Annotated in this window: 18 protein-coding genes and 1 tRNA gene; 5 read left to right on the forward strand and 14 right to left on the reverse strand. The window is 67.6% G+C overall.

Going from position 1 to position 18,607, the window contains the following annotated elements; genetic code table 11:
- Window positions 1–50: 50 nt before the first annotated feature.
- A tRNA-Tyr gene (locus ACZ5IQ_RS23855) sits at window positions 51–133 on the reverse strand.
- A 115-nt stretch (window positions 134–248) separates the two neighbouring features.
- On the opposite strand from ACZ5IQ_RS23855, the gene ACZ5IQ_RS23860 reads away from it, so the two are divergent.
- The gene (locus ACZ5IQ_RS23860; RefSeq protein WP_020101292.1) at window positions 249–740 is read left to right on the forward strand and encodes a YajQ family cyclic di-GMP-binding protein; all 492 of its coding nucleotides are present in this window, start codon (window positions 249–251) and stop codon (window positions 738–740) included.
- Between the two features lie 3 nt (window positions 741–743).
- On the opposite strand, the gene ACZ5IQ_RS23865 is transcribed toward ACZ5IQ_RS23860, so the two are convergent.
- Together ACZ5IQ_RS23865 and ACZ5IQ_RS23870 are read right to left on the reverse strand one after the other, a co-directional pair.
- A complete protein-coding gene (locus tag ACZ5IQ_RS23865) occupies window positions 744–1,166 on the reverse strand; it encodes a hypothetical protein (RefSeq protein ID WP_212806987.1) in 423 nt (140 codons plus the stop codon).
- A 91-nt stretch (window positions 1,167–1,257) separates the two neighbouring features.
- The gene (locus tag ACZ5IQ_RS23870; RefSeq protein ID WP_464480373.1) at window positions 1,258–3,066 is read right to left on the reverse strand and encodes an alpha/beta hydrolase; all 1,809 of its coding nucleotides are present in this window, start codon (window positions 3,064–3,066) and stop codon (window positions 1,258–1,260) included.
- A gap of 171 nt (window positions 3,067–3,237) precedes the next feature.
- On the opposite strand from ACZ5IQ_RS23870, the gene ACZ5IQ_RS23875 reads away from it, so the two are divergent.
- A complete protein-coding gene (locus ACZ5IQ_RS23875) occupies window positions 3,238–4,263 on the forward strand; it encodes an NAD(P)H-dependent glycerol-3-phosphate dehydrogenase (protein WP_212806989.1) in 1,026 nt (341 codons plus the stop codon).
- An 8-nt stretch (window positions 4,264–4,271) separates the two neighbouring features.
- Here the strand turns inward: ACZ5IQ_RS23875 and ACZ5IQ_RS23880 are convergent, their stop codons facing one another.
- From ACZ5IQ_RS23880 to ACZ5IQ_RS23895, 4 genes are all read right to left on the reverse strand, one after another.
- Window positions 4,272–4,829 carry a hypothetical protein gene (locus tag ACZ5IQ_RS23880; protein WP_464480374.1) on the reverse strand — a complete coding sequence of 186 codons (558 nt, stop codon included), beginning with the start codon at window positions 4,827–4,829 and terminating at the stop codon, window positions 4,272–4,274.
- Window positions 4,830–4,878: 49 nt separating this feature from the next.
- Window positions 4,879–5,175, reverse strand: coding sequence for a hypothetical protein (locus tag ACZ5IQ_RS23885; protein ID WP_212806991.1), 297 nt, complete (start codon window positions 5,173–5,175; stop codon window positions 4,879–4,881).
- 138 nt (window positions 5,176–5,313) lie between these two features.
- Window positions 5,314–6,885 carry a sensor histidine kinase gene (locus ACZ5IQ_RS23890; protein WP_244872916.1) on the reverse strand — a complete coding sequence of 524 codons (1,572 nt, stop codon included), beginning with the start codon at window positions 6,883–6,885 and terminating at the stop codon, window positions 5,314–5,316.
- A gap of 19 nt (window positions 6,886–6,904) precedes the next feature.
- A complete protein-coding gene (locus ACZ5IQ_RS23895; protein WP_212806992.1) occupies window positions 6,905–7,687 on the reverse strand; it encodes a response regulator transcription factor in 783 nt (260 codons plus the stop codon).
- A gap of 466 nt (window positions 7,688–8,153) precedes the next feature.
- On the opposite strand from ACZ5IQ_RS23895, the gene ACZ5IQ_RS23900 reads away from it, so the two are divergent.
- On the forward strand, window positions 8,154–10,331 hold the full coding sequence (locus ACZ5IQ_RS23900; protein ID WP_212806993.1) for a SulP family inorganic anion transporter: 2,178 nt from the start codon (window positions 8,154–8,156) through the stop codon (window positions 10,329–10,331).
- Window positions 10,332–10,415: 84 nt separating this feature from the next.
- Here the strand turns inward: ACZ5IQ_RS23900 and ACZ5IQ_RS23905 are convergent, their stop codons facing one another.
- From ACZ5IQ_RS23905 to grcC1, 3 genes are all read right to left on the reverse strand, one after another.
- Complete coding sequence (locus tag ACZ5IQ_RS23905) at window positions 10,416–11,132, reverse strand: DUF1326 domain-containing protein (RefSeq protein ID WP_371824484.1); 717 nt, start codon at window positions 11,130–11,132, stop codon at window positions 10,416–10,418.
- A gap of 289 nt (window positions 11,133–11,421) precedes the next feature.
- Window positions 11,422–12,285, reverse strand: a complete 864-nt coding sequence (htpX, locus tag ACZ5IQ_RS23910; protein WP_267323978.1) for a zinc metalloprotease HtpX — start codon at window positions 12,283–12,285, stop codon at window positions 11,422–11,424.
- Between the two features lie 84 nt (window positions 12,286–12,369).
- A complete protein-coding gene (gene grcC1, locus ACZ5IQ_RS23915; RefSeq protein WP_464480375.1) occupies window positions 12,370–13,377 on the reverse strand; it encodes a nonaprenyl/(2E,6E)-farnesyl/geranylgeranyl diphosphat synthase in 1,008 nt (335 codons plus the stop codon).
- Between the two features lie 21 nt (window positions 13,378–13,398).
- Here grcC1 and menJ point away from each other — a divergent pair, with 21 nt between their 5' ends.
- Window positions 13,399–14,619, forward strand: a complete 1,221-nt coding sequence (gene menJ, locus ACZ5IQ_RS23920) for a menaquinone reductase (RefSeq protein ID WP_464480376.1) — start codon at window positions 13,399–13,401, stop codon at window positions 14,617–14,619.
- Here menJ and ACZ5IQ_RS23925 read toward each other — a convergent pair.
- From ACZ5IQ_RS23925 to ACZ5IQ_RS23940, 4 genes are all read right to left on the reverse strand, one after another.
- On the reverse strand, window positions 14,612–15,670 hold the full coding sequence (locus ACZ5IQ_RS23925; RefSeq protein ID WP_267323980.1) for an alpha/beta hydrolase: 1,059 nt from the start codon (window positions 15,668–15,670) through the stop codon (window positions 14,612–14,614). The genes menJ and ACZ5IQ_RS23925 overlap by 8 nt on opposite strands.
- Before the next feature lie 78 nt (window positions 15,671–15,748).
- Window positions 15,749–16,033, reverse strand: a complete 285-nt coding sequence (gene ppnP / locus ACZ5IQ_RS23930) for a pyrimidine/purine nucleoside phosphorylase (protein WP_020101275.1) — start codon at window positions 16,031–16,033, stop codon at window positions 15,749–15,751.
- A gap of 40 nt (window positions 16,034–16,073) precedes the next feature.
- Window positions 16,074–17,009: a CobW family GTP-binding protein gene (locus tag ACZ5IQ_RS23935; protein ID WP_464480377.1), complete on the reverse strand. Its 936-nt coding sequence runs from the start codon at window positions 17,007–17,009 to the stop codon at window positions 16,074–16,076.
- Window positions 17,006–17,692, reverse strand: a complete 687-nt coding sequence (locus tag ACZ5IQ_RS23940) for a demethylmenaquinone methyltransferase (RefSeq protein ID WP_212806999.1) — start codon at window positions 17,690–17,692, stop codon at window positions 17,006–17,008. The genes ACZ5IQ_RS23935 and ACZ5IQ_RS23940 overlap by 4 nt, the downstream gene beginning before the upstream one ends.
- 84 nt (window positions 17,693–17,776) lie before the next feature.
- On the opposite strand from ACZ5IQ_RS23940, the gene ACZ5IQ_RS23945 reads away from it, so the two are divergent.
- Window positions 17,777–18,601 carry an SDR family oxidoreductase gene (locus ACZ5IQ_RS23945; RefSeq protein ID WP_464480378.1) on the forward strand — a complete coding sequence of 275 codons (825 nt, stop codon included), beginning with the start codon at window positions 17,777–17,779 and terminating at the stop codon, window positions 18,599–18,601.
- Window positions 18,602–18,607: the final 6 nt, after the last annotated feature.

An 18,607-nucleotide genomic window follows, 5' to 3' on the forward strand; every position in this document is an offset into this window, starting at 1 on the left:
AACGGCCGCAGAAACACGTCAGGCCCCCTCGAAAGGGGGCCTGATCAGTGTGGCAGGTACAGGATTCGAACCTGTGTAGGCTTCCGCCGACGGATTTACAGTCCGCTCCCATTGGCCGCTCGGGCAACCTGCCGGGTTCGTCGCCTCCCGGTGACCCCGGGTTTGGCGCGAGTAGCAGAGTACAACGAAGATGTACCGAACACGAAAACGGGACCCCGACCAGGGGCGCAGATACGGAGGGCAATCCAATGGCGGATTCATCGTTCGACATCGTCAGCAAGGTCGACCGGCAGGAAGTCGACAATGCGCTGAACCAAGCCGCCAAGGAGCTGTCCACCCGCTTCGACTTCCGCGGCACGGACACCACCATTGCCTGGAAGGGTGACGAGGTCATCGAACTGGTCTCCTCGACCGAGGAACGTGTGAAGGCCGCCGTCGACGTGTTCAAGGAGAAGCTGGTCCGTCGCGACATCTCGATGAAGGCGTTCGACGCCGGCGATCCGCAGCCCAGCGGCAAGACCTACCGGGTGTCGGGGACGCTCCAGCAGGGCATCAGCAGCGAGCAGGCCAAGAAGATCACCAAGATCATCCGCGACGAGGGCCCCAAGGGCGTCAAGGCGCAGATTCAGGGCGACGAGATCCGGGTGTCCAGCAAGAAGCGCGACGACCTGCAGGCCGTCATCGCCCTGCTCAAGGGGGCCGACCTGGACGTGGCGCTGCAGTTCGTCAACTACCGCTGACGCTCAGCCGTCGCTGTTCAGCTCCTTGTCCAGGTGGGTGCCGACGTTCTTGCTGTCCCCGTGATGGTTGGTCATGTTGCGGCACTCGCCGTAGAGCTTGAACGCGAGCCGGCTTTCGCCCTGGTAGTACTCGATGTTGATCGCGACGCCGTTCCGGTTGATGGTGCCGCCGTAGTTGTGCTGGGTGGGTAGCTTGTCCGACCAGCCCGCGGCCAGCATGGCCTTCTTGACCTGTTCGGCGTAGTCGTGGCCGCTGACGCCGGGAGGCAGTTGCGCACTCATCTCGATGTATCCGCGGTTCGGCGGAGCGCCGTCGTCATTGCAGGAGGCGAGGTAGCCGCCGCCGGTAACGTCTTGCAGCCCAGCCACTTTCCGCAATTGCCGACCGGCGTCGAGGACTTGCGCCATGGACTCTTCATCGGTCATCGGGTGCGCTGGACGATCACTGTGCGGAAACAAGCCACATCCTCCTAACAACAGGGCACCGGCGACAGCCGCTGTACCGACGCGATATCGACTACTTGTACTCATGGTCGTTCTTCACCGTCTCACCTGGGCGATTGGATTCGGGATCCGAATATGCCGGGGTCCCGGGGATGGGGATGTCGACGTGCGGTACCGGGACGTCGATGCCGAACGGCAGGTCGATGTGGTCGGGTGTCGAGATGGTCGGCCGGTGCCGGTCCTCCGCCAGGAGTCCGTCGGTCGCGAGGCGTTCGCTGTGCCCGCTGGCGATGTCGGTCATCGCCCGCAACGACTCGCTGCCCATGTCGTAGTACTTCGAGTGATCGTGAATGCTCCAGCCGGTTTCCCCGGCCACCTCGGCCCGGAACCGGGTGGCGCCGAACCCGTCTGCCGATGGATCGGTCCCCAGACCGGCGACCGGCCCCAGCGGATTACCGAGTTGCGCGTTCAGCCATTGCGCCGCGCCCGGACCGCCCATCCCAAGTCGGGCGACGGGATCGGTCGATGCCGCCCCGACATACACCTGGCCACCGTTGACGTGGAAGTCTGCGGCACTATGCGCCAAATCTGTTCCAGGACAACCGATCAACACGACATCATTGACTTTCATACCGCTGCCCGCGCACGCATCGGCAACCGTGGTGGACCCGTACGAGTGACCCATCACCGTGACGTGCGACGCACCCTGATGCGTCGCCGCCAGCCCGTTGACGTCGGCGGCCAGTAAGTCGCCACCCTGCCTGGCCAGGGTCGGGTTCGCGATGCGCGGATCGGTGAAGCTGTCGGGCGCGTCGTAGCCCATCCACATCATCACCGCGGTGGAGCGGTTCGGGTCGGCCAGCCTCGCCTGGTCGTACACGTGAATCGCATCGTCATGGCCGTCGGCCAGCCAGCCGTCGTGGACGCTGCTGCCGGTGCCGGGCACGATCACCGTCGTATTGTCCGCGGTGTCGGGGTTCCCGAGGCAGATGGCCGCCCGCCCCTGTCCGCCATCCGCCTCCGGTTGATAAGCCCACAGCATGACGGGACGTTCCCGCTTCGAGTCGGTGCCGGACCCGCGCTGGTGCGCGAGACCTTCACTGGTGCGCCGGGCGTTGTAGAACCGCGTGGCGTCGGTCTGCGTCAGCCCGTACCGGCCGGGGTCCTTGAGGACGTCGTCCTCGGAGACGTGATTGCGGCCCGCGACGTCGCGGACCCGGTTCAGGTCGTCGTTCATCACCTGCTGATTGACGGCGTCCCGGGCACTGGCCGGGACACCGTTGAGGTTGCCCAATTCCGGCGGATGCCGGGCGATCAGCTGCTGTTGCTGCTCCGGCGTCAGTGCGTTCCACCACTTGTTGACGTCCTCGGGGTTGGTCCCCGGCGGCGGAATCTGGATGTCCTGCCCGCCGATGTTGACCGGCGCCGAGGGTTTCTGGCCTTGTACTGCCTGGTCGATCGCCGTGGCGGTGAGCGTGTCAGTGGTATCGAAGGCCTTCAGTTGCTCCTGAATGGAGTCGGTGAAGAACTCGGCCGCTTTCTTGAGGGGTCCCAAGTCGCCGACCAGCCACTGCTGTGGGGTGACCACGCCGTCGTCGCGGACCGAGAACCCCAGCATGAGGGCGGTGTCGACAAATTCCAGCAGGGTGCTGCGCAGCGAGGTGAGCTGATTGCCGCCGTCGGTGAGCGCCTTGGCCAGCTTGTCCAGCCGGGCCCGGTAGGCCTCCTGCTCGTCGATCAGCTGCTGCGCCTTGGCGATTGCGGCGTCGCTGGCCTGCCCCTGCCAGTTCGCTTTCAAATTGGCCAGCTGGCCGCGCTCGACGCCGATCACGATCTCCAGCGCGGCCGACGTGGTCCGTACGTCATCGGCGGCGTCGAGCATCGTCCCAGGCTTCGCCGCGCGCACGCGCGACACCGACACCGTCACCCCTGCCGCACCCCCTCGGCGATCGCTCCTTCGATCGTCGCACAGCGTGGCGGTACCAACCGACACAAACCTGGACACTCCGCGAATCCCGCCGCTCCGCTCGTCCCGGCGACATAACCTGTCGCCATGGCATCAGCGCAGCGCGTACCGACCGTCGTCGTTCTCGGTGGCGGGTCCTGGGGCACCACGGTGGCCTCGATCTGTGCGCGCCGGGGCCCGACGCTGCAGTGGGTACGGTCCGCGGAAACCGCGGCCGACATCAATGAAAAGCATTGCAACAGCCGCTATCTGGGTGACGGCGTGGCACTGCCCGAATCGCTGCGGGCGACCACCGACTTCTCCGAAGCAGCCAACAGCGCCGACGTCATCGTGATGGGTGTGCCGTCGCACGGCTTCCGCAACGTGCTGGGCGAGCTGGCCAAGGAACTGCGGCCGTGGGTCCCGGTGGTGTCGTTGGTCAAGGGCCTCGAGCAGGGCACCAACATGCGCATGAGCCAGATCGTCGACGAGGTGCTGCCGGGGCACCCGGCAGGAATCCTGGCCGGGCCCAACATCGCCCGCGAGGTCGCCGAGGGATACGCCGCCGCCGCGGTGCTCGCGATGCCGGACCAGCATCTCGCCGCCAATCTCGCAGGCCTGTTCCGCACCAGGCGGTTTCGCACCTACACCACCGACGACGTGATCGGTGTCGAGATGGCCGGGGCGCTCAAGAACGTGTACGCGATCTCCGTCGGCATGGGCTACTCATTGGGCATCGGCGAGAACACCCGCGCGATGGTGATGGCGCGCGCAGTGGCCGAGATGTCCAAGCTCGGCGTGGCGATGGGCGGCAACCGTGACACCTTCGCGGGCCTGGCCGGCATGGGCGACCTGATCGTCACCTGTACCAGCCAGCGCAGCCGCAACCGGCACGTCGGCGAGCAGCTGGGCCAGGGCAAGCCCATCGACGAGATCATCGCCTCGATGAACCAGGTCGCCGAAGGCGTCAAGGCCGCCAGCGTGATCATGGAATTCGCCGAGACGCACGGGCTGAGCATGCCGATCGCGCGTGAGGTGGACCGGGTGATCAACCACGGCTGCACGGTCGAGGACGCCTACGCCGGCCTCATGCTCGAGAAACCCGGGCACGAGGTCCACGGCGCAGGGTTCTGACCTCGGGATCAGTTGAAGTAGGGGTTGCGGTCTTTCGGCCTGTCCAGCAACGGATTCGACTCGTTGACGATGAAGCTGCCGGCCGGGCTGACCACGAAACCGGACTGGTCGAAGCTGTTGACGCACGCCGTCATGGTGCCGTCGGTGCCGCACGTGATGTTGCGGTAGGTGATCCGCGAGCCGGCCGGCAGGGTCTGGACCGCCCCGGGCATCTCGCCGACGTACTTCGGCCCGTTCAGGGTGTTGAACGCCGGCGCGCCCACCTGTTGACCGACGACGACGTTGGTGCCTTCGGGGGCGCCCGGCATCGGGCCGCTACAGCCGTACTCGCCTTCGTTGCGGCGCATGATGCACGTCAGACCGCCGGGGGCCTGGAACATGTAGAACGTCCCGTCCTTGCTGGCGTAGGTCGACGGGGTGACGGGCTTGAATCCGTTGAGGTTCGGCGCGGCGGGTCCCGGCGGCGGGGGCACCGGCTCCGGTGGCGGAGCCGCCGCGGCAACACCCGGCACCAACGAGATCGCCCCAGCGGCCACCACCGCACCGATCAGGATTCTGCTGAACACCTGCTCAGAGTAGAACCCAATGACCACGCCTCGCAGCGTCAGCCGCAAATCACTTGCAGCCGAGGTCGACGTAGACCGTGGTGCTCTGCCCGCGCAGCTTGCCCTCCTGGCTCGACAGCTCACGCCCGTGCCGGACGGCGGTGACGGTGCAATCCTCGATGGATCCGCTGCCGACCCGCGACTCGATCACCCGGAAGCCCTCGGTCTGCAGCCGATGGATCGTCTGCGTCGCGGATTCCCCGGGCGCCGGCGGCACCACGGGCCGCGCCGTGGCCGGTGCGGCCGCCGCGACCAGCAGGGCCAGGACGATTCCGGTCCCGGCCGAGATCTTGGTGGAACTCTTCATGGTTTTCCCTTTCCGCATCCAGCGCCGACAGCGCTGGATCAATAACTTCGACGGTAGTCGCGGAAATGGGCGAGAAACGCATTCTCAGGCCGAACCCATACGGATATCCGCATGAATCATGCCGAATTCAGGCGAAATTCAAACAGTCGACTCGGATACGTGCGGATTGTGCGACTCGCTCACCGTCACGTACTCCCCGACTTCCCGGTCCATCGGCAGCCGCACCCGGAAAATCGTTCCCGCAGTGTTCGATTCGACCTTCACGCGGCCGCCGTGCGCTTTGACGATCGTCGACACGATCGCCAGGCCGAGCCCCGTGCTGCCGAGCACGCGAGAACGCGATTTGTCGGCGACCACAAATCTGTCGAACAAATTCGGCAACAATTCTTCCGGAATTCCCGGGCCGTCATCGGCGACGGTCAATTCCACATATCCGGGACCCGGTGTCAGGCTGGTCGTGACCGATACTCCGGCGGGCGTGTGGACGCGTGCGTTGGCCAGCAGATTGCCGATCACCTGATGCAACCGGGCCGGGTCGCCGCGGACCCACACCGGCACGTCGGGCAGGCGCGAGCGCCAGCGGTGCGCGGGCGACGACACCGCGGCGTCGTTGACGGCATTGATCACCAGGTCGCACAGCTCGACGTCGTCGGTCTCGAGATCCTGATGCTCCTCGAGCCGCGAGATCAGCAGCAGGTCCTCCACCAGACCGGACATCCGCTGCGCCTCGGCCTCGATGCGGGCCAGCGCGTATTCGGTGCTCTCGGGCAGTGCGGCGCTGTCCTGACGGGTCAGTTCGGCGTACCCGCGGATGGCGGCCAGCGGTGTCCGCAACTCGTGGCTGGCGTCGGTGAGGAATTGCCGCGTCCGGCGGTGCGACGCGGCGAGTTCGGCGAGCGCACTGTCGACGTTGTCCAGCAGTTTGTTGAGCGTGTCCCCCACGATGCCGACCTCGGTGCGCGGGTCGGTGTCCTCCGGCCGGACCCGTTCGGTGATGCGGTGGTCCTCGCTGCCGAACTGCCGGGTCGCCACCTTCGCCGCCGTCGAGGCCACGCGGCTCAGCGGCCGCAGCGCATAGTTCACCACCGCGATGGTGCCGACCGCGGTCAGCGCGATGGCCAGCAGTGTCATGACCGCGACCGCGACGGTCTTGCGCGCCACCACACTGTTGGCGTCCTCCATGGACACGCCCGAGACCAGCACGTCACCGCCGCCGGCGTCCTGTCCGGCCATGCGGTACCAGCCGAGTCGCGGCAGCTTCACCGTCCGCGGCCCGAGGTTGGTCCACTGCTGCCCGCTGACGGCCTTGACGACGTCGGGCTGGACGGGCTTCGGTTCGCCGTCGGGGAACACCGCCGACTGCACGACGACGCCCTTGTGCAGCACCGCGATGAGGTTTCCGGGCGCCTGGCCACCGAAGGCCGTCAGGCCGTCTTCGCCGGCGTCGATCGGGTGGGCCGGGTCGCCGCGCTTGATCTCCAAGCGGTCATAGGAATGACCGAGGGCGTCGAGCGAGCGCTCGAGTTCGGCGTCGCTCATCGCCGACACATAGCTGTGCAGGCTGTACACCGACAGCACCCCGACCGCCAGCAGCACCACGGTGACCAGCGAGGTGACGCCGAATACGAGGCGTCGGCGCAGGGTGCGCGGACGCCACCACGGCGCCCGAACCGGCGTACGGGCGAGTACTCGAGTCGGCACCCGGGTCACACGCGTCACCTCGGGCAGGTTAGTCCTCCGCGTCGGCAGGGCGCAGCATGTAGCCCACGCCACGCACCGTGTGGATCATGGGCTCGCGATCGGTGTCGATCTTCTTGCGCAGATACGAGATGTAGAGGTCGACGATGCTCGACTTGCCGCCGAAGCCGTAGTTCCACACCCGGTCGAGGATCTCCGCGCGGGCGATGGCCCGTCGCGGGTTGCGCATCAGATACCGGAGCAGTTCGAACTCGGTGACGGTCAAGGAGATCGGCTCACCGGCCCGCGTCACCTCCCGGCTGGCGCCGTTGAGGACCATGTCGCCCACCTTGAGCACCTCGTCGGACTCGGGCGCGAGCTGGCTCGACCGGCGCAGCAGCCCGCGCAGCCGGGCCACCAGCTCTTCGAGGCTGAACGGCTTGGTCATGTAGTCGTCGGCGCCGGCGGTCAACCCCGTGACGCGGTCCATCACGGAGTCCCGCGCCGTGAGGAAGAGCGTCGGGGTGTAGCCCTCGGCCGCGCGCACCCGCTGCAGCAACTGCAGGCCGTCGGTGTCGGGCAGCATGATGTCCAGCACGACGATGTCCGGTTCCATCTCGCTGAACTTGGCGACCGCGTCGCGGCCGTTGTGCGCCACCTCGACGACCCAGCCCTCGTAGTGCAGCGCCATCTTGACCAGGTTGGTCAGCGCCGGCTCGTCATCGACCAGCAACACCCGGATGGGGGATCCGTCGGCACGCTCCATGCGCGGCAGCTGGCCGAGCACGGCGGCCCGGGGGTGACGCTCTCGTGGTGGTACCGACATCGTTGTCATTCTTCCATTGTGTTGAGAACACAGAAAATTGTCACTGCGTTCATACCGAGTTCAAATATTAGTCCCTACATATGACTCACGTCACTTACGTGGACCGATGTGATGTACGAGAGTCGTTGCAATACAGTCATTTTGACCGTTCGGACCACCGATCCCGAGCATACCGACCGGATCGATGCGAACCGGTATCCCAGATCGGCGAACCGATCAACCCTCTGATACGTGAAGAAGATTTGCGTTCTCTATGGGAACTCTCCCTCGCCTTGCGACCCCGTCTGGCGATACATACTCTCGCACTTAGCAATTGACGTCGTCTTTTCTCGGCGACCGTCGAACAGTTCTGAAACATGTTGTCTCGCAACATGTTTAATCGACAATGGTGTCGGCGGGCGCGCGGACCGAAACTCGCGCAGCGCATCTTCACATGTGTCCATCGGACAACAATTCGGAGAACGGAAACCTAGGCATGCTAGAAACCGCCCCGCCGGCAAAGGGTTTACGCGCGATACTGCGCTACGACCTGCCCGCGTCACTTGTCGTATTCCTGGTGGCACTGCCACTGTCGCTCGGCATCGCCGTCGCGTCGAACGCCCCCATCCTGGCCGGCATCATCGCCGCCATCGTCGGCGGCATCGTCGCCGGTGCGCTCGGCGGCTCGCCGCTGCAGGTGAGCGGACCGGCCGCCGGCCTGACCGTCGTCGTCGCCGGGCTGATCGCCCAATTCGGCTGGGGCGTGACGTGCGCCATCACCGTCGGCGCCGGCATACTCCAGATCCTGTTCGGCCTCAGCCGCGTGGCCCGGGCCGCGCTGGCCATCTCGCCGGTCGTCGTGCACGCCATGCTCGCGGGCATCGGCATCACCATCGCGCTGCAGCAGCTGCACGTGCTGCTGGGTGGCAAGTCCAACAGCAGCGCCTGGGAGAACATCCACGAGCTGCCGGCGCAGCTGATGAACGTCCACGGCCCCGGGTTCCTGCTCGGCATGCTGGTCATCGTCACGCTGGTGGCATGGCGCTGGGTGCCGGCGCCCGTCAACCGGATTCCCGGCCCGCTCGTCGCCATCGTCGGTGTGACGGCGCTGTCCGTCGCGCTGCCGTTCGACGTCAAGCGCATCCAGATCAACGGCTCGCTGCTGGACTCGCTGTCGTTGCCCACCCTGCCCAACGGACAGTGGGCCGCCGTCTTCGCGGGCGTCCTGACCGTCGCCCTCATCGCCAGCGTCGAGAGCCTGTTGTCGGCGGTCTCGGTCGATCGCATGCACAACGGCCCGCGCACCAACTTCGACCGTGAGCTGATCGGCCAGGGCGCGGCCAACACCATCTCCGGCGCCATCGGCGGCCTGCCCGTCACCGGCGTCATCGTGCGCAGCTCGACCAACGTCGCCGCGGGCGCCAAGTCCCGGGCGTCGGCCATCCTGCACGGGTTCTGGATCCTGCTGTTCGCAGTGCCGTTCGCCGGCCTGGCCCAGCTGATCCCGACGTCGGCGCTCGCCGGCCTGCTGATCGTCATCGGCTGCCAGCTGGTCAAGAAGGTGCACATCGAGACCGCCCGGCGCACAGGCGATATCGCGGTTTACGCCATCACGGTGCTCGGCGTCGTGTTCCTCAACCTGCTCGAGGGTGTGCTGATCGGCCTCGCCCTGGCGGTCGCCCTGACGGTGTGGCGCGTCATCCGGGCCAAGATCGTCACCGAGCACGTCGCCGGAAACGACTGGCGCATCGTGATCGAGGGCTCGGTCAGCTTCCTGTCGCTGCCGCGCCTGACCTCGGCCCTGGCTTCGGTGCCGACCGGTTCGGACGTCACCGTCGAGCTGTCGGTGGACTTCATCGACCACGCCGCCCACGAGACCATCGATGAGTGGAAGCGCCAGCACGTCGCCGGCGGTGGCTCCGTCGAGATTCACGAATACGGCACGGCCGAGCTGCACAGTGCGGCCGCCGGTCCGCCGACCCGCACGTTCACGCCGTTCGACAAGCGCTCGGGTGTCGTCCCGTGGAAGTCGCAGCCGCAGACCTCCTCTGTGATGGAGGGCCTGGAGACCTACCACCGCCGCACCGCACCCGTGCTGCGCCCACACATGGAGGACCTGGCCCACACGCAGAAGCCGGAGACGCTGTTCATCACCTGCGTCGACTCGCGCGTCGTGCCCAACGTCATCACCAGCAGTGGCCCCGGTGACCTGTTGACGGTCCGCAACGTCGGCAACCTGATCCCGGAGGGACGCGCCGACGCCTCGGTCGAGGCGGCCATCGCCTTCGCCGTCGAGGTCCTGGAGGTCTCGTCGATCGTGGTGTGCGGCCACTCCAGCTGCGGCGCCATGACCGCGCTGCTGGGCGGCGATCAGGGTCACGACGAGCACCTGCACACCTGGCTGGAGCACGGCGATGCGACGTTGCGCGCCTTCGACGAGGGCCGCCACCCCGTGGCCGTCGCCGCGGCCGAGGAAGGGTTCGGCGTCGTCGACCAGCTGTCGATGGTCAACGTCGCACTTCAGGCGCAGACCCTCGCCGCCCACCCGCTGGTCCGGGCCCGGCACCGCGCCGGCGACCTCGAGGTGATCGGGTTGTTCTATGACATCGGCACCGCGGCCGCCCTCCGGGTGACGCCGGTCAGCGTGGACCGTCTGGTCGAGGTTGCCGAGTAGTACCTGATTGATCCTGCGCCCAGGGCCGTACCCCGCGAGAGCGGCAGGCCCTGGGCGCAGTGTCATTTCCGGGTCCTCGTCAGCTCAGCCGCAGCAGCATCCGCCGGCCGCCTCCGCGGCGGACGGCAACTCGACGTTCGGCAGTTCGCCGTCGGGCCGCCAGTCGAACGGGAAGTGCTTGCTGGAGACGCCGAGGTACTCGTGGGAGAAGTCGAAGCCGACGGCGTCGGCCTTCCTGACCACACCCCACGTCGCGACCTGTCCCGGCCCGACTTCGGCACCCGGAGCGTTGACGGTGGTGACGCGACGGTTCGGGTCGGCCGTCGGGCCGGTCAGCGCATCCACCCGGACGTCGACCTTGCCCGGAATCTCCGCCCGCCAGTAGGCCAGGTCGTCGGCCGCGGCGAAGTTGATCGGGGCGTACTCGATACCCCGCAGCTCGCTGATCAGGGCGCCGAACTCCCCCGGCCAGCCGCCCTCGTCGCCGCGGAAGATCCGCTCCAGGGCTTTCCGTTGATCAGCGTCCGCCTTCTCGTCGATGTAGAACATGAGCTTCATGGTGGCGTCCGGGTCGCCGATCCACATGTTGCCGGCGAACTCGCCCAGGGCCACGACCCCGAGGCCACTGAGATCGGTTGCGCCGTAATGCCCTTCGTGCACCTGCCAGACGAGGGTGAACAGGCAGTCGCCGTGCGTGGGCTCCTGCGCGAAGCTGCACGGGCAGGGCAGCTTGCAGCTGCACACATCGAACCACTCGCCGCGTAGATGCCAATCGGCCTTCGGGGTTGCCGCCACCGTCATCGCTGAATCCCTTCTCGTGTGCATACCCCCTGGGGGTACCTGACGTGGACGACGTTACGCAGCGCGGCGAGCGTCCGTCAAGTACCCCCAGGGGGTATGTTTCTATGAGTTTGGCGAGCCCGACCGGGCGGTGCTGCATCCACCCTGAAGCCAGGGCGAAAAAGTGCGAGAGACGACGACCCTCAGCACAGGGTCAATGGGGCATCAGCCACGGCATCCGTTCACCCTGAAACCACGGCGCCAAAGTCCGAGTAGCGAAGGCCCAGAGGGGCAATCGAGACAGCGGGCGCTACCGCCCCGCCATGCGCTCCAGGCGTGCGATGCGGTCCTCGATGGGCGGGTGGGTCGAGAAGAGCTTGCCGATCTTCTCGCCGGCCCGGAACGGGTTGGCGATCATCAGGTGGGCCTGGTCGGCCAGCTGCGGCTCGGGCGGCAGCGGGGCCTGTTGCACGCCGGCGCTGATCTTGCGCAGCGCGCTCGCCAGCGCCAGCGGGTCACCCGTCAGTTCGGCGCCCGACTGGTCGGCCTGATACTCGCGCGAACGCGACACCGCCAGCCGGATGATGGTCGCGGCCAGCGGGCCGACGATCGAAAGCACGAGGAGGACAAAGGGATTGGGCCGGTCGTCGCGGTCGCCACCGAACATGCCGATGAAGTACGCGACGTTGACCAACGCCGTCACCACCGACGCCATGGCGCCCGCCACACAGGAGATCAGGATGTCGCGGTTGTAGACGTGCGAGAGCTCATGCCCCAGCACGGCGCGTAGCTCGCGCTCGGTGAGGATGTTCAGGATGCCCGTCGTGCAGCAGACCGCGGCATTGCGGGGATTGCGCCCCGTGGCGAACGCGTTGGGGGCGTCGGTGTCGCTGATGTACAGCTGCGGCATCGGCTGGCGCGCGGTGATGGCGAGCTCGCGGACGATGCGGTACATCGCGGGCGCCTGCATCTCGCTGACCGGCTGTGCGTGCATGGCCCGCAGCGCCATCTTGGCGCTGTTGAAGTAGACGTAGGCGTTCATGCCGATGGCGAACAGCACCGCCAGGTACATGATGTTCTTGCCGAACAGCGACCCGATCAGCACGATGAGCGTCGAGAAGCCCGCCAGCAGCGCGAACGTCTTCGCGGTGTTCGCGTGCGGATTCCACGTCATCGGCTACCTCCTCCAGCGCAGTCAAACTCACTGAATTGAACGCTCGGCAACTGGTGCCTGGTTCCAGGGTGTCCCGGTGGGAGGTCAGCCGTGGCGGTCAGCGGTGTACTCGACCAGGTTGAGCAGCGCCAACCGGCCGGGCAGATCCGGCAGGTTGTCCAACTCGGCGCGAGCGTCCGCGGCGAAGCGCTGAACGGTGCGCTTGGCCTCGACCATGCCCTGCGACGCGCGCAGCAGCGCCAGCGCCTCGGCGAGGTCGGCGTCGTTGTCGATGGGCTTGGCCAGCAACACCCGCAGCCGGTCGGCGTCGGGTCCGGTCTCCTGCAGCGCGTACAGCACCGGCAGGGTGTGTACGCCTTCGCGCAGATCGGTTCCCGGCACCTTGCCCGATTCGTCGGGATCGCTGTCGATGTCGATGATGTCGTCGGAGATCTGGAAGATGGTGCCGACGATGCCGCCGAGCCGGCTCAGCCGCTCGATCTGCTCCTCATCGGAGCCGGAGAACGTCGCACCGAACCGGCCGGACGCCTCGATCAGGCATGACGTCTTCTCGTACACGACCTTCAGGTAGTGCTCGACGGGGTCGGCGCCTTCGAGGGCGCCACGGGTCTCGCGCATCTGGCCGGTCACCAGCTGGGCGAAGGTGTCGGCGATGACGCGCACCGCGTCGGGCCCCAGCCGGGACACCAGCCGCGAGGCGGTGGCGAACAGGTAGTCGCCGGCCAGGATCGCGATGTTGTTGCCCCAGCGGGCGTTGGCGCTGTCCGCGCCGCGCCGCACCTGCGCCTCGTCCATGACGTCGTCGTGGTAGAGCGTCGCCAGGTGCACCAGCTCGATGACGGCGCCGGCGATCGCGACGTCGTTGTTGTTGGGGTCCGGCCCCAGCGACGCCGACAACACGGTGAACAGCGGACGGAACCGCTTGCCACCGGCCTGGAACAGGTGCTGGACCGCTTCGGCCATCAGCTCGTCGGCTTTGCCCAGCTCGGTCGACATCAGGTCTTCGATGCGCGCGACCGCGTCACGAACCTGCGCGGCGAAGGCGGCGTCACCAAAGTCCACGCCCGCGACCACTGTCGCTGGTGTCTTCATGGGTCCAACATACTGGGCGGCATGGTCGTGCACGCAGATGTGGTCGTGGTCGGAGCCGGGCCGGCAGGTTCCGCCGCTGCCGCCTGGGCAGCGCGCCGGGGCCGCGACGTCCTGGTGATCGACTCGGCGCAGTTTCCCCGGGACAAGGCCTGCGGCGACGGGCTGACGCCGCGGGCCATTGCCGAACTGCGTGAGCTGGGACTCGGCGAGTGGCTCGACGGCCACGTCAGCCACCACGGGCTGCGGCTGGCCGGCTTCGGCGCGCAGCGCGAGGTGCGCTGGCCGGGGCCGTCGTTCCCGGCCACCAGCAGCGCGGTTCCCCGCACCGAGCTCGACGACCGGATTCGTCAGGTCGCCGCCGACTCCGGGGCGAAGATGCTGCTGGGCGTCAAGGCCGTCGGCGTCTCCCACGATGCGGCCGGCCGGGTGACCACGTTGCAGCTCGACGACGGACAAGAGGTGAGCTGCGCCGAACTCATCGTCGCCGACGGCGCCCGCTCGACGCTGGGCCGTGTCCTGGGCCGGGAATGGCACCAAGAGACCGTGTACGGCGTCGCGATCCGCGCCTACATCGCGACGCCGCGGCACGCCGAGCCGTGGATCACGTCGCACCTGGAGCTGCGCTCCCCCGAGGGGGAGGTGCTGCCGGGCTACGGCTGGATCTTCCCGCTGGGCAACGGGGACGTGAACATCGGCGTGGGTGCGCTGGCCACCGAGAAACGTCCGGCCGACGCCGCGCTGCGCCCGCTACTGGCCCACTACACCAACCTGCGCCGCGACGAGTGGGGCTTCGAAGGTCAGCCGCGGCTGGCCAAGTCGGCGCTGCTGCCGATGGGCGGCGCGGTGTCGGGCGTCGCGGGACCGAACTGGATGCTCGTCGGCGACGCCGCCGCATGCGTCAACCCGCTCAACGGCGAGGGCATCGACTACGGCCTGGAGACGGGAAGGCTGGCCGCCGATCTGCTGGGCTCGGGTGACCTCAGCGCGGCCTGGCCCGCACTGCTGCAGCAGCACTACGCCGCCGGGTTCTCGGTGGCGCGCCGACTGGCGATCCTGCTGACCGTGCCGAAGTTCCTGCCGCTGACGGGGCCTGTCGCGATGCGATCGCAGTACCTGATGACGGTCGCGGTACGGGCCATGGGCAACCTCGTGACCGAGGAGGACACCGACATGATCGCCCGCATCTGGCGCCGGGCCGGACGTGGCTCGCGCCGGCTGGATCAGCGCAAGCCGTTCAGCTGACCGACCGCGCGAACCCGACGATGTCGCGGACGGTGGCCGCGAAGACCTCGGGCATGGCGCCGGCGAGCAGGATGTCCCCGGCGTGGCAGGTGCCGGCGACGATCCGCCCGACGACGCTGACGCCGGCCGCGGCCAGCCTGCGGTAGTAGATCAGGCCCTCGTCGCGCAGCGGGTCGAGCTCGTTGACCGAAATGACATGCGGCGGAAGGCCTTCCAACTCCACACTGGTGGCCGCCCCGGCCCAGCAGGTGCCGTCTTGCGCGTGCTGCTGGTCGGGGTCATAGATAGAGCCCAGCAGCGCCAGTTGCAGGCAGCTGATGAAGTACCCGTCGTTCTCCCGCAGCGACGGCAGGTCCTCGGCGTCCTCGAGCCACCGGTTCGAGATGTACGGGCACTGGGCGTAGACGCCGGCGATCTCGTCGATCCAGCCCTCCCGCTTGGCTTTCAGCGCGACCGTCAGCGTCAGGTTCCCGCCGCCGGACTCCCCCGACACGATCAGGTGGCTGATTCCGAGCTCGTCTTTGTGCGCCGCCGTCCAGCGCACGGCCGCCGCGCAGTCGTTGAGCCCGGCCGGGAACGGGTGCGGGCCGAGCGCGCCGCCCGAATTACGGAACTCGACGCCGACGACGACGAGCCCTGCGGCCGCAAGGTTTTCGCGGAGGCGGACGTACTGGATGTCGGCGGCGCTGAGGATCGCCATGCCACCGCCGTGCAGGTGCACAACCGCGGGCAGCGGACCGTCGGCATCGGTGGGTCGGCTGATGAACAGCGTGATCTCGTTGCCGTCGGCACCGGTGATGGTGGTGGTCGTGGTGGTGACGCCCTCAGGTGCGGGGGCCTGGTCCCCCAGCATCTTCAGCACGGCACCGGTCCCCTGCTCCGCGAACGCGGTGAACTCGAGGCGCTGCGCCAGCGGGGCGTCGACCGTCAGCGGCGGTTCCGGGAGGCGGCCGTCCATGCCGAATGCGGCGAGGGCCTTGACCATGCGCGGGTCAGAGCGGCGGTCGGTGCCGATGATGGAATCGGGATCAGCGAGGCGTCCGTAGGGCATGCCTCATCTTGGTGCACAAAGTGAACTTGGTCGAGACTTTGCGAAAAAGTCGCGACCAAGTTCACCGTGGGCGGAAAGTTACCGGTATTCGCAGAGGTAGGCGGTCTCGACCTCGACGCGGACGCCGAACTTGCTGTCGGCCGGCACGGTGAATTGCGTTCCGGCGGCGAAGGTTTCCCACTCGTCGCTGCCGGGCAGCTTGACGGTCAGGGCGCCGGACACCACGTGCATGATCTCGAGGCTCGAGGTGCCGAATTCGTATTCGCCGACGGCCATGACGCCGACGGTCGCGGGGCCCTCGGCGGGCGCGAACGCGATCGATGCGACCTTGCCATCGAAGTACTCATTGACCTTGAACAACACATCTCCTCGAACTCAGGTGAGGAGTCGGGATATCCGGGGCCTACGGCATCACGTACTTGTGGACTCCGAGGATGGCGTTCTCGTCGGCCGGTTCGGTGGTGCACTCGTGCAGCGCCGCCCGCACCTTCGCGGTGTCCATGCCGGTGCCGATGCACACCAGTTGGGTGCCGGTGCCGCGCCGCTTCTGCAGCCGCAGGGAGCCGCCCACCAGCTGCAGCAGGTATCGGTGTCCGGCGCCGAAGTCGACGAAACCCTTTGCCCGGTAAAGCCCTTCGGGCCGGTCACGCAGCAGGGCCAGCAAGCGGCGCGGGTTCAGCACGTCGCCGGTGATGTATTCGACGGACTGGTAGACGGGATGGTCGTGGTCGTGATCGTCGTGCAGCAGCTCGTCGAACGACAGCTGGGCCTGCGGGGCGCGTTCCGGAATGTCGATAAGCAGCGTCGGGTCGATGCGCGCGAAATCGGTGGGCTGCACGGGGACTCGCGGATTCTGCGCGCGAATCCGGGCCAGCACGGCGTCGACGTCGGCGACTTCACTTGCCCGGTTGAGCACCACCAGGTCGGCCACCGGCAGCCCGTGCCCGAACTCCGGCTCGCATCCGTTGACCACCAGGATCAGGCCGGCGTAATGGAAGTCGTCGGAGTCGGCCGTCATGATGGTCCGCGCCACCGCGGGCGGCTCGGCGACGCCGCTGGCCTCCACCACGATCAGGTCCAGGGCCGGGCGGACGGCGGCCAGCTTGCCCAGCATCTCGGCGACCTCACCGTCCTCGGCGACGCAGCAGATGCACCCGTTGGACAGTGACGCCATGGCGTCGACCTGACCGGCGACCAGCATCGCGTCGATGTTGACGGACCCGAAGTCGTTGACCAGCACGCCGATTCGCGCGCCGCGGCCGTTACGCAGCAGGTGGTTCAGCAGTGTGGTCTTGCCCGCGCCGAGGAAACCGGCGACCGCGAGGACGGGAATACTCACGGCTTGACGGCGGCGTGCAGCGCGACGATCCCTCCGGTCAGGTTGCGCCAGCGCACCTGCGACCAGCCGGCCGCCTCGATCTTGCGGGCCAGGTCGTCCTGGTCGGGCCAGGCCCGGATGGACTCCGCGAGGTAGACGTACGCCTCGGGGTTGGACGACACCGCGGTGGCCATCGTCGGGAGCGCCTTCATCAGGTACTCCTTGTAGGCCGTCGCGAAGAGCCGGTTGGTCGGCGTGGAGAACTCGCACACCACCAGGCGGCCACCGGGCCGGGTCACCCGGGCCATCTCACGCAGGCCGGCGCTGAAGTCGACGACGTTGCGCAGCCCGAAGCTGATGGTGACCGCGTCGAAGACGCCGTCGTCGAACGGCAGTCTGGTGGCGTCACCTGCCACCTTCGGGACCTTCCGGTCCGCCCCCGCCGCGAGCATGCCGACCGAGAAATCACAGGCCACACACCAGGCGCCCGACGTCGCGAGCTCGACGGTCGACACCGCGGTGCCGGCAGCCAAATCCAGGACCTTGTCACCTGGGCCGATACGCAGCGCCGCCCGCGTCTGCCGCCGCCAGAACCGGTCCTGCCCCAGCGACAGCACGGTGTTGGTGATGTCATAGCGACGGGCGACACCGTCGAACATCGACGCAACCTCGTGCGGATCTTTCTCCAATGACGCGCGACTCACGGATATGACGCTACCGGCTGCTCCAGCGCCCCGCGTCTGCGGCGGGGCGGGAATGGAAAGGGCACTTCGGGAGCTGTAAGCCGCATGGGGACAAAAGTCTGGTTCATCACGGGTACCTCGCGCGGTTTCGGGCGCGAGTGGACGGCTGCGGCGCTCGAGCGCGGTGACAAGGTGGCCGCAACGGCACGGGACGTGTCGACGCTCGACGACCTGGTGGCCAAGTACGGCGACGCGCTGCTGCCCATCACGCTCGACGTCACCGACCGCGACGCCGACTTCGCCGCGGTGAAGACAGCGCACGAGCACTTCGGCCGGTTGGACGTCGTCGTCAACAACGCGGGTTACGGCCAGTTCGGCTTCATCGAGGAGCTGTCGGAGGCCGAGGCGCGGGATCAGATCGAAACCAACGTCTTCGGCGCGCTGTGGATCACGCAGGCCGCACTGCCGTACCTGCGTGCGCAGGGCAGCGGGCACATCATCCAGGTGTCCTCGATCGGCGGCATCAGCGCGTTCGCCGGCCTCGGCGCCTACCACGCGTCGAAGTGGGCGCTCGAGGGTTTCTCGCAGTCGCTGGCCGCCGAGGTGGAACGGTTCGGGATTCACGTCACGCTCATCGAGCCCGGGGGATTCTCGACGGATTGGAGCGGCGCGTCGGCCAAGCGGACCACCGAGCTCGAGGCGTACGACGGGCTGCGGGCGGACGTCGCCCGCTGGCGCAGCGAGCGCAACGCGGTGCCGGGCAACCCGGAGGCGTCAGCAGCCGCGGTGCTCAAGATCGTCGATGCCGAGAAGCCGCCGCTGCGAGTCTTTTTCGGTAGTGCTCCGCTGCAGATCGCCAAGACCGACTACGAAAACCGGTTGCGCACTTGGGAAGAGTGGCAGCCGGTGGCCGAGCTGGCGCAGGGCTGACCGAAG

This window comes from Mycobacterium toneyamaense (genome assembly GCF_055384815.1).

Excerpts from the sequence above, each read along its gene's own strand:
- ACZ5IQ_RS23925 (WP_267323980.1), bottom strand. The coding sequence starts at position 15,670 with ATGCCCTACGGACGCCTCGCTGATCCCGATTCCATCATCGGCACCGAC.
- grcC1 (WP_464480375.1), bottom strand. The coding sequence starts at position 13,377 with ATGAAGACACCAGCGACAGTGGTCGCGGGCGTGGACTTTGGTGACGCC.
- ACZ5IQ_RS23945 (WP_464480378.1), top strand. The coding sequence starts at position 17,777 with ATGGGGACAAAAGTCTGGTTCATCACGGGTACCTCGCGCGGTTTCGGG.
- ACZ5IQ_RS23885 (WP_212806991.1), bottom strand. The coding sequence starts at position 5,175 with ATGAAGAGTTCCACCAAGATCTCGGCCGGGACCGGAATCGTCCTGGCC.
- ACZ5IQ_RS23905 (WP_371824484.1), bottom strand. The coding sequence starts at position 11,132 with ATGACGGTGGCGGCAACCCCGAAGGCCGATTGGCATCTACGCGGCGAG.
- menJ (WP_464480376.1), top strand. The coding sequence starts at position 13,399 with ATGGTCGTGCACGCAGATGTGGTCGTGGTCGGAGCCGGGCCGGCAGGT.
- ACZ5IQ_RS23865 (WP_212806987.1), bottom strand. The coding sequence starts at position 1,166 with ATGACCGATGAAGAGTCCATGGCGCAAGTCCTCGACGCCGGTCGGCAA.
- ACZ5IQ_RS23875 (WP_212806989.1), top strand. The coding sequence starts at position 3,238 with ATGGCATCAGCGCAGCGCGTACCGACCGTCGTCGTTCTCGGTGGCGGG.
- htpX (WP_267323978.1), bottom strand. The coding sequence starts at position 12,285 with ATGACGTGGAATCCGCACGCGAACACCGCGAAGACGTTCGCGCTGCTG.
- ACZ5IQ_RS23895 (WP_212806992.1), bottom strand. The coding sequence starts at position 7,687 with ATGACAACGATGTCGGTACCACCACGAGAGCGTCACCCCCGGGCCGCC.
- ACZ5IQ_RS23900 (WP_212806993.1), top strand. The coding sequence starts at position 8,154 with ATGCTAGAAACCGCCCCGCCGGCAAAGGGTTTACGCGCGATACTGCGC.
- ACZ5IQ_RS23860 (WP_020101292.1), top strand. The coding sequence starts at position 249 with ATGGCGGATTCATCGTTCGACATCGTCAGCAAGGTCGACCGGCAGGAA.
- ACZ5IQ_RS23870 (WP_464480373.1), bottom strand. The coding sequence starts at position 3,066 with ATGCTCGACGCCGCCGATGACGTACGGACCACGTCGGCCGCGCTGGAG.